The organism is Psychromonas sp. MB-3u-54, assembly GCF_002836415.1.
Classification (GTDB): domain Bacteria; phylum Pseudomonadota; class Gammaproteobacteria; order Enterobacterales; family Psychromonadaceae; genus Psychromonas.
The window spans coordinates 23,799-37,390 of the sequence record NZ_PJBP01000107.1 but is presented as its reverse complement, the minus strand read 5'-3'; the positions used below and the strand labels follow the sequence as shown (position 1 = coordinate 37,390).

The following is a 13,592-nucleotide window of genomic DNA, read 5'->3' as shown; positions in this document are numbered from 1 at the left end:
TATATTAAATATTTTCCCAGATCTGCTGTTAATAACGACTTAGCTTCCGTGGAAGAGCTTGCTCAGGCCATAAAAGATGATACATTATTTCTTGTCTACCAACCCCAAGTCACAATAAGTAACAGAGAGGTAGTTGGCGTTGAGGCCCTCGTTCGCTGGAAACATCCGACCAAAGGAATGATTCCGCCAGACTATTTTATTCCAATGGCAGAAGAGAATGGCTTAATTGCAGCTATTACGATATTTACTACTAAGACAGCTATTCGCCAGCAAGGAATATGGAGAAGCCAAGGCCGCAATATGCGAATGTCAATCAACATGTATCCCAAAATTCTTGATGATCTGGACCTGCCGAGTAAAATTGAAGCTTGCGTTAAAGCGCTAGGTGCTGATATTTCAAAACTGGTGATCGAGGTAACAGAGACAGCTCTGACAACTAATACCAAAAGAACTAAAAAGGTGATCACCCTTGCTGGTTAAAATCATCCCTAACTGCGTTGTGAGTTTTGAAGTGAGAACAACTATCTCCTGCAACTCACGCCTTATTAGTACTGATTTTTCCTTCGCAATCATTGATCACTTAATTAATTCTTTTGGTATAACCTTACTCTATACATGGAGATATTGGCACGTTTGCGCATGAAAGGCTTCGGGATCTCTATCGATGACTTCGGCACCGGATACTCGTCCCTGCAACAACTCATTCGCGCACCTTTTACTGAACTGAAAATTGATCGGGCTTTTATTCGCAACATAAAGACAGACAAGGAATCCTATACGATCAGTAAAATATCTATCATGCTTGCACATGAGTTTGGGATGAAAGCCGTCGCCGAGGGAATTGAAACCGAGGCCGAATGGGATATATTAAAACAACTCGGCTGTGACGAAGGCCAAGGATATTGGATGGGCAGACCTATGCCACCTGAGGATATCGAGTCGTGGATAAAAAGTTGGTCAGCTGATTGATCGCAGCAGAGAGCTGCAATAAAAGGCTGGACAGCCAATCTTTTTCAGGTGAATCTCAGGTCTGTTTAAGCAATAGCCTCGCCTTGCCCCCCTCAGATACATTGCTGCTAGGGCATGGCGTTAAAGGCAGTTAATCCTTATGCCTGGGAATGGGAGCTAGATTCGGCTCTACAAAAGTGTTTCGCGCTTCATTCGAAAAAAGCACTTCGGCGGAATAATGGGTCATCATTGTTTTCTCTTCCAACATTTCAGGATTCTGACTCATTAGTTGATCGGCTGAGTTTGAGCCTTCGGATTTATTCATAAAATGGTTAACCACTAAAACCCATGCTGTTGTTATTGTTTCATGATACTTCGTTGGGTCTATTCTATTATGTTCAATAAATCGTTTTAATGACATTTTCATTCGTTGCATCGATGAATCGGTGTCGTTATCAACCAGATAAACATAAGCCAATCGTAAGTGTGCCTGGTGATTAAAATCTGCCCCAGGAATCTCACCTGATTCGAACTGTCTTTTGAATTGCTGATCTTCGATAGAATTTAAATTTTTCATCTTTGTAGGGTTACCCATAAATGCCAGATCTCCTATTAGACGGAAAAACACAGTGTTTCCACTGAAAAATGCTAATCAATATTTGTGATAAAAATAACATTACATTTTTTAATAGAATCTGACTTTGGCAAAAAAGCGGAATTATTCCATATTAACTGAGACAGCGCGCAATACAATACGAACGCTGTATTTAGTCAGTGATCTTTTTGAAAATAAAAGGCAGACTCTACTGCCTACACTCATTCCCGCAACAGGGCAGCTTCATGTTTCAACAAGAACGCTGCGTCTACTGTGCTCCTGTTGCAGCGCTATTGATACCAAACGCATTAATAAAGTGATCCGATTTACTATTTAAAATTATCCCGGCGGTTTTGTGAGCGTAAATTTAATGGTGGTCTTATTTGAATGCCGACTAGCACCAACCATGACAATAAACGTATCGCTCGTAGGGTGTCTGCTCAGATACTAAGCTGTCGCTTATTCGCTGCACCGATTGCCGCTGCATAATGTTCAACTGTCGGATTAGCCATTTTCATTAACGCGCCCATCTTCTTAATATCAGTCAGTGCACTAAAATTACAATCCGTCAGCTGCCTGGCAAAGTAGTTATCAAATTCCACTGTCCAGTCATGCGCTTTACCGTTAAAACGTAAGGCGCGCAGATTGTGCACTATATTACCGGAGCCGAGGATCAATACACCCCGGTCGCGTAATTGGGACAGTGTTTTACCTATACTCAGCTGCCAATCCAACTCCTTGGATGTATCAATGGACAGCTGGAAGACAGGTATATCAGCCTTAGGATAGAGCCATTTCAATACTGACCATGCACCATCCAGCTGTTATCCGTCTGAACATTATGCTCGGCAAGCAGCGCAGCAACTGACTGAGCCAACTTAGGATCGCCTTTAGCCGTGGGCACAGGGGAACATCAACTCTTGTACTGCCAGGTGTCATCCAGTGCGCCGAGACAACAAGAATGGCTTGCGGGCGCGGTAGAATACGGCCAAGCTCGATCCAGCCATGCCACCCATTTTTATTAACTACGGCAAAAAGAACCTGTTGATTTACTAATATTATTTGGTCGTTCATTAAGGTTATCAATAATAAAATCATTAACTGCACTGGCACATGAACGGTCAAAATTTAACGCCTGCTTAATAAACATTGCAAGAGTAACCGTTGGTGTAAAGATCCGCTCTCTATATGCAGAAGTATTGTGGTTCAATAATTGATGAAATGTGATCAGATGTTAATATATTTAGAAAATCTTAATGATGAAAATGAGGGGTATCTTTTAATACGTTTGCAGGAGATTTGGTGCTAAAATAATTCCTGCAGTCAGGATCTATTGTATTGGTTTGTGGTGAATCTATTATACAATTTTTATGGCTGCTCTTTCCTAATTTTAAAGTATTAAATACTTATAATCATATAGATACAGCTTAATGCAATGCCATTAGGTGGGGTCTTTTATTTTGCATTATCTTGTTTTTTACTCGCACCTACAATACTACTTACTGATGAATAATATATTTTAAAATGCCCTGCATGGCCCGTCCTATTGAAAAAGAAACTCACTACTAAATGTACTCGTTGCGCATAATGATACGACGAGAAAAATTAGAGACCTACAATCGGTAATTTACTCTATATTAAGAAAAGTCCCAAACATCTTTCTTTGCAGTAGAGGAGTATTTAGTGGCATGGTATTTTTTGAGTTGTTCTATTTCAAGCCACGCCTCTTTAGGAAAACCTTGTCGCGGTTCGGGTCTTGTATTAAGAATGAGATCATAAGTGTACTTATCAAACGTTTTAGTACCCCAATGACAGCAAATTTCATGAGACACATGTGGAAATTTCGTGTCCAAAACAGAGTTCTCGCCCAGAATGGTAGCGATCTCAACATTTTCTAATAGCTTTTTCATTTTCTTTATATAAACAGTTTTCTTCATCTCAACAGGCGGTTTAACTTGTTGAAGCGTTTTGACAAGCGAGGGTTGTTGATCAGCATTTTGTACTTTTAATTGTAATTTATCAAAATGTTGTCCCGGTAGTTTCATGTTGATGGATTTTTCTTTTTCCGGTGCATTTTCGTCTACAGAGAGAGACTTCAGGGTGAAGGTGTAGTAATTATGCCAGGCTTCACACCAGTCCCGATAAACACCACCAACTATTGAATCACTCCATTCTTTGTCGGCTTTGGTGCGCTCCCAAAGAGAATCTGTAATTTTAGTATTTTGTTCAGCCACCATGACCCGCAACTTCTCTGCTACTTCGTTAAATTGAGCAATATTGACTTCGTTTCTGGTTTCAAGAATCTGCCACCATGAAGCTTTTAGATTCAAGTGTGCAATTTTGATTTTGAAATATTTTTTATCAGGTATATGGTACATAATTTCCCTTAATCGAATACAATATTATGGAATTAAACGTTATCGTTAAGTTAAAAATTTTCTGCCATTAGGGTCAGGTCTGAATGGCACTGTATTAAGGTATATTTAGGTCGTTATTGAGCTGGAATGTTTTCAAATTTGGAAACAGCAGCCAGAAAAAATGGTATAATCGATTCACCACAAGCCTATACACCATCTTCTGACTACATGAGTTATTTTAACACTAAATTTTCTAAAACCACATAAAAAAACAACCATGCAAAAAAACAACCATGCCACCCATTTTTATAACCCATAACATAACCTCTTTCGCATTCATTACGGTAGTCTTTGATAACTATTCATCCGCACCAATTAAAATTATTTCAATAAATGGGGCTTTATATTGTGAAATACGAGGAATATGGCCGTTTTAAACCAGCAGAAAAAGCTTGATCTTAATCAGGCGAGGGATGGCTTACAGGTAGTTGAAGAATTAAATTTTAAGCACACAGCCAGCGTTGACAATTTGCGGCACCGTGGCGACGCTTTCGGTCTAAATGTCCACAGTATTCGGTTAATGCCGGCAAGGCTCCCTCCGCCCCCTTAAATAAATGACCAAATTAGGTGGTGATTTTAAGCCAGTTTTCTGCAGAAATATTAAGTCTGTTTAGAATGTGCAGGCTGTTTGAGCTAATGGCGCAGTGCTTATCTTCACGAAGAATTCGGCCGGTATCTTCAATATGCACAATGTAATCCTTCACACTGAACATCAACCCGTTAGGCATATTCAAATGTTCATTGCCCACAAATGGCAGTAATTCAGTGGGCTGCTCACCTTTTATGGCTGAGTGAATTCTTCGCTGGATGCTGGTGTGACCTGAAGTTTCAGGGCTTGTCGCCATCTTAGCCCGAATCGGATTTAAATCAACATACGCCATACAAGCCAATATCGCTGCTTCGTCAAGTAATGTCGGGGATTTAAAGCATCCTTCCCACTCATTTATAAGGAATAAATGAGAACAGCTTTAGCTGGCCCGCAGGGTGAGCGCCATGGATGGTAGCGAATAAAACCTGCCGCTACAGCTATCTTCTTTGTTCGCCTGCCTGGCAATCGGCTCACTGAGTGAACGCATCAACCAACTGATGTCGATTAAGCGATGACGATATTCGGTAACGCAGTCATGAACAGTTTCAAGCTTAAACTCATTAAGGTCTTCACCTTTAACAAACTTTTGCGTTAGCAGTGTGCCTTTAAAGCCTTTATGCCATTGAACAAGCACTGCTTTATCAGCATCCACTTTAACAGCAACATGCAAGTGATTACTCATGACGGCATAGGTACAAATATGAATAGCAAAGATGGTCGCAAGCTCAATAATGCGAGCGTCAACCCACTCTCGACGATGCTCATCGTTTTCACCCGTTGTGCTATCAATGCCACATAAGAATGCTTTACGTACAACACGTGAGCAGCAGTGATAGTAAGGCGTGTCATCTAAGCTCACTATGGTTTTTCTTGGTCTGGCCATCATTTAATATAGATAACTAAAAATTAGAGCAGTGGTTAAATATTAGCCAGTGATTATGGGTGGCTACGTGAAATCATGAAATCAGCTAGGTAAAATCATGGGTGACTACGTAAAATCATTGCCAGATTAAATCAACTATGGGTGGCTCGTCAAATCGGGCTCCAGATTAAATCAACTATGGGTGGCTCGTCAAATCGGGCTATCGTCGCTCGATTGCGTTTAAAATGATGAACCGATATTTGAAAAATGTAGCTTAACCAGAGTGAGTGAAATTAGTTGACTACGTCAGTATCCAGAGGATAGATTCGAATGTGATTGGGTAAAAAAAAGAGACTAAGCCTGAAAAGTCCTAACCCCTTTTTTATTGGCATCAAAAGCTGTTATGAGATTTCAATCTTGCGAACCTCACTGCCCGTTGATTTTATTTTTGGCGCGGTGAGTTTCAATAAACCGTTTACCAATTCAGCTTTTATGTCGTTTTCTTTAATATTTTGTCCTACATTAATGCTGCGGCTAAAGAAACCACTCCTTATCTCTTTTCTGATAACATTGTCTACTTCAGATTCTTTGTCTTCATGCATCTTCGCTTCGATGGTCAGCAAACCATCCTGAAGTTGGACATTGATATTCTTTTTTTCGACTCCGGGTAACTCAGCGACGAAGATGAATTTATCATTTTTTTCAATAATATCTACGCGAGGTTCAAAATAACCTTCACCACCTTTTAGTTTGTTTAGGGCAAAAAAATCGTCCAAAATATGTTCAGGGCTTAACCATTGCTTTCTTGGTATTATGTTGTTCATTATTTCCTCCTAAAAAACAGTTTTAACACACCGAGAAAATTATTTTCTCGGTTAAAGTATAGAACAGATGTTGGAAGTACAATGCATAGCCTAAAGAAGCATGAACTTTATTTTCTTAAATCTAAATAATATTTTTAACCATTAAATAGCACTATTGTAAGTCTGGAATTAGTTGAAAATCGCAATTAAATGAGCCAACTCACTTTGGAAGAACGCCGTTAATAACATATTAAAATCAGGCTCTATCGAAGAAAATCTATATGGAGCGCCAAAAGTGTCGAATTTTTTCCGCCCGTTATTTGTAACCTTAAGACAATCAATTCGGAAATCTAGTTTAAGAATTGAAAGGGTGTTATGAAATGAAGATGGCAACCGAAAAGCTGAAGAGCAAGAGGACGAATAGTGCACACTTATTGATGTATACATCAAATTTACAGCAGTTATAACATGAGTCGGCAGCAGCGGCAGTTAATGATCCATGGGACAAAATGTACCTGCGGATAGTTGGGAATGTCAAAGAGCCAACAGGATTTACATATTGTAAACGTCACAATATGTTCGTGCAAAGCAGGTGTGAAGCTAAATCTTTATGGTAAGAATTAAAAACGAAGACAGTTTGTACCCAAACACCTTATAACAATTCCACTTATTAAGTGTTCTGTTTAGGTGCCGTAAAAATGCATGACAGCAAGGCATGGATTGCACTGATTTTACGCTCGCTAATCCATCAGCGAGCATAAAACCCTGCCTATCCTTATTACTCGCTTGTAATAGACAGCATTAACTGCCGCTATTTTGCGGGCTTTTTGTTTTTAGCAAAACCGCGACAGCCGTTATGCATGTTTTGTTTAACCTTGTTGCTCTGGGGCTATCAAAAATTTTATCAGTTAATCATTTCTCAACCAGATATCTGCATTCACTTGCTCTTTATTTTTGCGTTTTTTCTTGCCGCTGCCTTCAGGCTTTGCCATCGGCTTATCTGCGTCTGAAAATGCATCATTGATCACTTCAACGGTTTCAAAACCCGCTACTTGCTCATGCTCAAGTCGCAATTTGTTCTTCTTTTCGATAACCTTAAAATGATGAAAATCTTCATGATCGATAAGCGATAAGGCCAAGCCCACTTCCCCGGCACGGCCGCTTCGGCCAATACGGTGCATGTAGTCAGATGGACTTCTTGGTAAGTCAAAATTGATGACCACGGGCAGTTTTTCGATGTCCAGACCACGGGCCGCAATATCGGTTGCAATTAACACGTCAATCTCGCCTGCTTTAAATGCGTCAAGTACACGACTACGAGCGCCCTGGCCTTTATCCCCATGAAACACTTCTGCGGTGATCCCTCGTTTAGAAAGCTTTTCAGCTAAGTGATTACAGCTATTTTTGGCATTGACAAAAATCAGCGCTTGTTGCCATTTATGTTGCTTGATTAAATGCGCTAACAAGGCGGTTTTTTGCCCTTTGTTAACGGTAAAAACACGTTGTACTAAGGTGCTGGCGTCGCTACTTTGTAATTGTATTTCAACCGGGTCGTTAAGTAATTCCTGGGTTAAAGCCTGTACTTGCTCTGGAAACGTCGCTGAAAACAATAAAATTTGCTTTTGCTTTGGCAATAAAGCGAGCAGCGCAGATAGCTCCTCAGTAAAGCCCAGACTTAACATTCGATCGGCTTCATCCAGTACTAAGGTTTTAACTTTATCAAGCTTAATAGCATTACTTGAAATCAAATCGAGTAGTCGTCCTGGCGTTGCAACCAAAATATCAGTGCCGCCACGTAATGCCAGCATTTGAGTATTCGCAGAGACACCACCAAAAACAGCAACGGTTTTAATCGCGCCGTTAAAATGCGCTGCATATGATTTAATGCTGTCAGCAACTTGCTTGGCAAGTTCTCGAGTAGGCACCAAAATCAGTCCAGCAACATAGTTACCTTCACGGCTTTTGCTATTCAGTGTTTTGTTAGTAGACAAGTGTTGCCCGAGTTGCTGCAATAAGGGCAATGCAAAAGCGGCGGTTTTACCCGAACCGGTATTTGCCCCTGCAATTAAGTCTCGTCCCGCTAATACACTTGGGATAGCTTGCGCTTGGATAGGCGTTGGCTGCTGATATTCCAACTCAGTTAATCGCGCTAACAAGGGTGAAATAAGGCCAAGTTCTGTAAAGTTGGCAGGGGTTGTGATTTGGGTTGTGTCAATGCTCATTAATATAAAGGGCTCAAAGCTAAGATAATAGCCCACTATTTTAGCTTATTTATGCTCCGAAATCGATCATCCCCGGCCGTAATATCATTCAATCCCCTAAATAAACCGAGTTTGATTCGCCGCCAATTCCAAACCTTAAGCAACACAATGAGAGATAGAATATAAGAAACACATAACCCACATATAATTCGCTAAGGTCGAGTGGCGCTTTTAATGTAACTATTATGTTTTTTATTTTGCCGAAACATTGATAATATTCTTTAAAACACGCAGTATCTGCTTCATATTCGCCAAAAAAAGGCGCTGGAAAACAAATATCATTTACTTTATCATTGGTCAGCGGCCGCTCTTATTTGTGTCACGTCCATTAAAAATGGGCTAACGAATAATCCCACAGCATAGTGCTATTAAGCGCATGCCATAGTCAAAAATTTGGACCACTAAATGATAATTTCCGAGCGCCCCTCAAAACTGAGTTTACCGCAGACTAATCCCGGCGTCGCCACCGTGATCGAATACCTGATCATTAAATTTCCTTATATTGATGCTCAGATTTGGCGACAGCGGATCACCGATGGCAAGGTACACTACCACGACGGCTCGCTGATAACGGCACAATCGCCCTTTCAACCACAGCAACGGATCTACTATTACAGGGAAGTTGAAAACGAGCCTAGCATTCCCTTTAAGGAAACGATTTTATTTCAGGATGAGCATATTTTAGTGGCCCATAAACCCCACTTTCTAGCGGTCACTCCCGGTGGTAAATATGTCAATGAATGCCTGCAAAACCGCCTACGACGCAGCACCGGTATTGAAGACTTACAGACGTTGCACCGTTTGGACAGAGTGACAGCCGGCTTGGTCATGTTCTCAGTTAACCCTGATAGCCGCCATCGTTACCATCACTTATTTAAAACACGACAGATACACAAAAGCTACCAGGCAATTGCCAACATTAGCAACGCTGAAAACCTTATCGGTCAGGAGTGGGAAATTAAAAATCGAATCGTGCAGGGTGAACCACGCTTTCGCATGCGTGTTACCGAGGGTGAAGCCAATAGCCACTCGGTGATTCGATGCTTACGACAATCTGCGCAGAGGGCATTATTTGAATTAAACCCCGTTACGGGTAAAACCCATCAATTACGCGTACACATGCAGACACTGGGCTTGCCCATACTGAATGACAAATACTACCCGCAATTAGCGCCGCTATCAGCGGATAACTATTCAGCACCATTGCAGTTACTGGCAAAAGAGCTGCAGTTTATTGATCCTGTGACTCAGCAACCAAGGTGCTTTCGTTCTGACAGTAACTTATCGCTGAAATGAGATAAAGCAGCCAACCGCGGACAAACATTTTCGTTTTCACAGTAAGCTTGATGTCTTCTTTGGATAAAAATCTAGCCAAACTTTACTTTAATCAACAGTATTTATACCTTTTGACACCAACACCCAAATAACGGGCTAAAAAGTGACGGCTAGAATGTGAAGCGAAACCTGACAGCCGGCACTTTTTAGTGCCTTATTTATTGCCTGCTTGTTTTTACCCTTAATTAAGATCAACTGCGTATTTTTTGAGTAACGCCATTGGCACAATATCTATCGCTTAAATGTGCGTCCTTTGGAGATGAATTCTGGGCGCCATGTTGTTTTCCTCGGCCTCTAACCATCGCAACGCACAGAGACACCAGCTATCTCCAGGCTTTAAACCTTTAAAATCAAACTCAGGTATAGGTGTAGATAAATCATTACCTCTAAACCTTGAATATTCCAAGAATTCTTTGGTTACTTTAATACAAACGGTATGCGAACCAAGATCATTTTTATTGGTATTACATTTACCATCGCGGTAAAAGCCGGTGATTGGGTTTTCACAACAGACTTCTAATGTTTCACCATACACATTTACCGATTTATCCATATCCATAGAACAACACCTTTAATTTATAACCAATAAGAAAGCTAACGCTTTGATAATTTATATCACAGAAATTTACCAAGACACCTATATTAATTATTTCCAAGATACCCATATTAATTATTTTCTCGATGGCAGGTTGTGACATAGAAAAAAATGAACAAAGTATTAGTCGTCAATATTGGAAACGGGATCAATATGGATAAAAACGATAGTGCGTGAAATGCAAGCGCTTAACCTTGTAGAGCAACATATTGAAAAAGCATTTCAAGCGTTAGGGTCCCCACATGCAAACGGACGAAAATCACAACGTTAGGTACCCTATCAAGGTAATATAGTAGAAAAAAACAGGTTCATTTAACTATTTTGACTTGCAAATCCAGCTAAAGGTGAACAGTATTTTTATGCTAAAAAAGCGTCGCATAATAATCATTCGTATTTCCCTTCGGTTGTTGACAAACCACCAAAAAAAGTGAATTGTGTGCGTTTTCAAGGGAGCTCAGATAATAAATGATTCAAGAATACTTACGTTTTATAAGGCACAGCTGGCCAATTCTCATTTTTGGAATGATGACGGTTTTCATGGGGAATTTCGGTCAGTCGTTTTTTATCAGCTGGTTTGGCAGCAGCTTTCAAGAAAGTCTGGGTCTATCGGCGACAAGCTATGGAACAGCCTACTCGACGGCAACACTTGCAAGTGGCCTGCTTCTGATGTGGATTGGCGGGAGCATTGACAAGGTATCGTTAGAAAAGTTTGTCATATTCTGTACTATTGGACTTTCTCTGGCGGCGCTCACTCTCTGGCAGGCCAATAATCTAACCATGCTTGTTATCGGGATTTTTCTGCTGCGTTTTTTTGGTCAGGGATTGTTTCCACATACCGCCATAACCACAATGATGAAAACCTTTTCCTTGAATAGAGGGAAAGGTCTGAGTGTGGCAACCACGGGCATCCCTTTAGGTGAAATCCTACTTCCTTCCCTTGCCGTATTTCTTATTGCACAATTCGGTTGGCAACAGAGCTGGATGGTGATCGCACTGTCTGTCCCCCTACTTTATCTTCCTCTGGCACTTTTTCTTATTAAACGCGGGAAAAATAAAAAATATGCCGAACATGATCCAACTGCCGATAATGAAACGTCTAAACCACTTGTCGAGCATGGTTCCAGAAGAACACTGCTTTCTGATGTTCGTTTTTGGCTGGCACTACCAATAGTGCTTGCCACCCCATTCATCGTGACCGGAATATTTATTCATCAGGGATTTTTTCTACCGCAGATGGGCTGGACACCCATGCTGTTTGCCAATTGCTTCGTCTTTTATGGGGTTACCCATTGGCTTTCATCAATGTATGCGGGAGTATTGGTTGACCGGTTCAGCGGAAGACAACTGTTAAAATATCATCTTATCCCGATGCTAATGGCTTTGCTGTTGGCATCGCAACTAACAGGCAACTGGGTTGCTTACGCCCTGCTTATCTCACTCGGCACCGCCATTGGATCCGGGAGTCCAATCATTAATGCACTTTGGGCTGAAGTGTATGGCACCAAGCATCTTGGGAGAATCCGAGCACTTATGGCATCTCTTGCGGTAATATCTACCTCGATTTCGCCCATCTTATTTGGTTATCTTATTGACAACGGCACCACAGGATCTCAGCTTTTCTTCTGGCTCTCGATGTACGTATTACTGGCCATGTTTTTAGCTTTCTTTTCATACGCTAACGAGAAGCCACTGGAAACTTGATTATATCGCCAACAAATAAACATTCACCTTATTAGTCTGTACAAATTTGCAGCCTATACGAAGGGTAATCTATGGCATCTCTTAATTAACTCAACACCCGCCTATTCTCTTGCCGAAGAAAAAGCGATTAACCTATAGTCAGCTGAGCGTTTTTTATCCCGATTCAAGTTATTCACATATTATTTGAATCGGACTTTTTAAAAGCACATGCAATTACACTTTTATGACTGCTTCCTTGGTATTCATTTCTATGGCTGCTCATTCATAGACTGATACTTTCTTACCATCTGCATATTTTCAATTGATTTTTGCTTAAATATAAGTGCAAAAAAAGCAACTGTTAAGATGATTAATGCTGGCGGTTCAGGTACTTGTAAAAGGAATTCTGAATGTTGAGGCCCTCCTGCAAAGTGTGATGGAGAAAATTCTAATGCATAGATATAACCTTCAGATAAAGTGCCCGTTGTTTTTCCTGCTTTCAGCCAGTCATAATCACAACCAAGCGATAAACATTCATGGAAATTACTCCCGTCTGGATAACGCATAAAGCGGGTGTTAATCATATCGACAGATGCTTCAAGACTGTAATTAACCGGGGCACCCTGTACTCTGAATGAAAAGTGTGACTCTCCCCAAGCATAAGAGTCTTCGGGTATTGCTGTCATGGTGGACCTGATAGTGACGCCATAGTCTTTAATTCGCCATGTTATTTGGTTGAATAAATCATAATTAAATGCCTGCAGTTGTGCAGCTCCTCTATCGGCACCACTTTGGACGCCAAAACCACGGTCAAACCCCGTACTGGGATCAGAACCTCCCCCGTAACCAATGCCTCCGTCAACGCGACTAGATAGAAAAATGATCGAAGCAGAAGCAGAACTTGATAATAAAGAAAGTAAAATCAATGATATATATATATTTTTAATGAAAATATTTTTTCCGTTCATGGGTAGCCTCTTTATAAGCGGGGTAATAAAGGCTACCTATTCATAAATTACTTTTATATCAGCCTTAGATTACCAATTAGTAAAAAACAGCAATACTGCTAATTGTTCTACTAGTAATAAAGCAATAATTACGCCAACTTATAAGTGCCTTGCTTTTGAAAGGGTTATGATTTTTGTGGATTCGTGGTTCTTTCAAATGTAAAAAATTCCGACATTTTTATTTTAAATTTTTAAAAATAGTATTGGACTGGCATTAAAAATGGGTAAGAAAATAAGGTTTGATTTTATTGATAGCTTGTTACTGCATTGGTAAAGCCATGACTTCCAGTGCGCCGAGATAAATAGGTATTAGATTAGCGGTGAAATTTCACCGTCGTAGACATTGTATAATTTGTGAAGTCTTTGGCACGGAACACGGAAAGTTTAATTCATTATTTGTTAAACAAACAATCGATTTTCAGTTTTGTGGCCAACAAAAAAAAAAGACAATGCGCGCCCCTATTCACACTGCTTAATGATACAAAGTCAGTGAAAATAAT

General features: G+C 40.4%; 12 protein-coding genes and 1 pseudogene. 4 read left to right on the top strand and 9 right to left on the bottom strand.

Annotated features, from left to right (window positions below):
• Positions 1-480: EAL domain-containing protein (locus CXF72_RS04920; RefSeq protein WP_157823189.1), on the top strand; the 480-nt coding region annotated here is incomplete at its 5' end.
• 135 nt (positions 481-615) lie between these two features.
• The gene (locus CXF72_RS04915) at positions 616-969 is read left to right on the top strand and encodes an EAL domain-containing protein (RefSeq protein ID WP_101037298.1); all 354 of its coding nucleotides are present in this window, start codon (positions 616-618) and stop codon (positions 967-969) included.
• Between the two features lie 130 nt (positions 970-1,099).
• Here the strand turns inward: CXF72_RS04915 and CXF72_RS04910 are convergent, their stop codons facing one another.
• From CXF72_RS04910 to CXF72_RS04885, 7 genes and pseudogenes are all read right to left on the bottom strand, one after another.
• A complete protein-coding gene (locus CXF72_RS04910) occupies positions 1,100-1,543 on the bottom strand; it encodes a hypothetical protein (protein ID WP_198552506.1) in 444 nt (147 codons plus the stop codon).
• 440 nt (positions 1,544-1,983) lie between these two features.
• Positions 1,984-2,343 (bottom strand): dioxygenase family protein, encoded by a 360-nt coding sequence (locus CXF72_RS19540; RefSeq protein ID WP_198552505.1) that lies wholly within the window; start codon positions 2,341-2,343, stop codon positions 1,984-1,986.
• Complete coding sequence (locus CXF72_RS19535) at positions 2,324-2,617, bottom strand: hypothetical protein (RefSeq protein WP_198552504.1); 294 nt, start codon at positions 2,615-2,617, stop codon at positions 2,324-2,326. The genes CXF72_RS19540 and CXF72_RS19535 overlap by 20 nt, the downstream gene beginning before the upstream one ends.
• Before the next feature lie 563 nt (positions 2,618-3,180).
• Positions 3,181-3,921 carry a hypothetical protein gene (locus CXF72_RS04900; protein WP_101037296.1) on the bottom strand — a complete coding sequence of 247 codons (741 nt, stop codon included), beginning with the start codon at positions 3,919-3,921 and terminating at the stop codon, positions 3,181-3,183.
• 482 nt (positions 3,922-4,403) lie between these two features.
• Positions 4,404-5,432: pseudogene (locus tag CXF72_RS04895) on the bottom strand (transposase).
• 380 nt (positions 5,433-5,812) lie between these two features.
• Positions 5,813-6,235 (bottom strand): Hsp20/alpha crystallin family protein, encoded by a 423-nt coding sequence (locus tag CXF72_RS04890; protein ID WP_101037293.1) that lies wholly within the window; start codon positions 6,233-6,235, stop codon positions 5,813-5,815.
• A gap of 887 nt (positions 6,236-7,122) precedes the next feature.
• A complete protein-coding gene (locus tag CXF72_RS04885; protein ID WP_101037300.1) occupies positions 7,123-8,436 on the bottom strand; it encodes a DEAD/DEAH box helicase in 1,314 nt (437 codons plus the stop codon).
• 444 nt (positions 8,437-8,880) lie between these two features.
• Between CXF72_RS04885 and CXF72_RS04880 the strand changes: the two genes are divergently transcribed.
• On the top strand, positions 8,881-9,771 hold the full coding sequence (locus tag CXF72_RS04880) for a pseudouridine synthase (RefSeq protein WP_101037291.1): 891 nt from the start codon (positions 8,881-8,883) through the stop codon (positions 9,769-9,771).
• Between the two features lie 277 nt (positions 9,772-10,048).
• Here the strand turns inward: CXF72_RS04880 and CXF72_RS04875 are convergent, their stop codons facing one another.
• Entirely contained in the window at positions 10,049-10,369 is a 321-nt protein-coding gene (locus tag CXF72_RS04875; protein WP_101037289.1) for a DUF2237 family protein, read from the bottom strand.
• A 501-nt stretch (positions 10,370-10,870) separates the two neighbouring features.
• Here CXF72_RS04875 and CXF72_RS04870 point away from each other — a divergent pair.
• Positions 10,871-12,106 (top strand): MFS transporter, encoded by a 1,236-nt coding sequence (locus CXF72_RS04870; RefSeq protein WP_101037288.1) that lies wholly within the window; start codon positions 10,871-10,873, stop codon positions 12,104-12,106.
• Between the two features lie 248 nt (positions 12,107-12,354).
• On the opposite strand, the gene CXF72_RS04865 is transcribed toward CXF72_RS04870, so the two are convergent.
• Positions 12,355-13,053, bottom strand: coding sequence for a hypothetical protein (locus CXF72_RS04865; protein ID WP_101037286.1), 699 nt, complete (start codon positions 13,051-13,053; stop codon positions 12,355-12,357).
• Positions 13,054-13,592 lie beyond the last annotated feature (539 nt).

Excerpts from the sequence above, each read along its gene's own strand:
- CXF72_RS04875 (WP_101037289.1), bottom strand. The coding sequence starts at position 10,369 with ATGGATATGGATAAATCGGTAAATGTGTATGGTGAAACATTAGAAGTC.
- CXF72_RS04915 (WP_101037298.1), top strand. The coding sequence starts at position 616 with ATGGAGATATTGGCACGTTTGCGCATGAAAGGCTTCGGGATCTCTATC.
- CXF72_RS19535 (WP_198552504.1), bottom strand. The coding sequence starts at position 2,617 with ATGAACGACCAAATAATATTAGTAAATCAACAGGTTCTTTTTGCCGTA.
- CXF72_RS04870 (WP_101037288.1), top strand. The coding sequence starts at position 10,871 with ATGATTCAAGAATACTTACGTTTTATAAGGCACAGCTGGCCAATTCTC.
- CXF72_RS04885 (WP_101037300.1), bottom strand. The coding sequence starts at position 8,436 with ATGAGCATTGACACAACCCAAATCACAACCCCTGCCAACTTTACAGAA.
- CXF72_RS04865 (WP_101037286.1), bottom strand. The coding sequence starts at position 13,053 with ATGAACGGAAAAAATATTTTCATTAAAAATATATATATATCATTGATT.
- CXF72_RS04890 (WP_101037293.1), bottom strand. The coding sequence starts at position 6,235 with ATGAACAACATAATACCAAGAAAGCAATGGTTAAGCCCTGAACATATT.
- CXF72_RS04900 (WP_101037296.1), bottom strand. The coding sequence starts at position 3,921 with ATGTACCATATACCTGATAAAAAATATTTCAAAATCAAAATTGCACAC.
- CXF72_RS04910 (WP_198552506.1), bottom strand. The coding sequence starts at position 1,543 with ATGGGTAACCCTACAAAGATGAAAAATTTAAATTCTATCGAAGATCAG.
- CXF72_RS04880 (WP_101037291.1), top strand. The coding sequence starts at position 8,881 with ATGATAATTTCCGAGCGCCCCTCAAAACTGAGTTTACCGCAGACTAAT.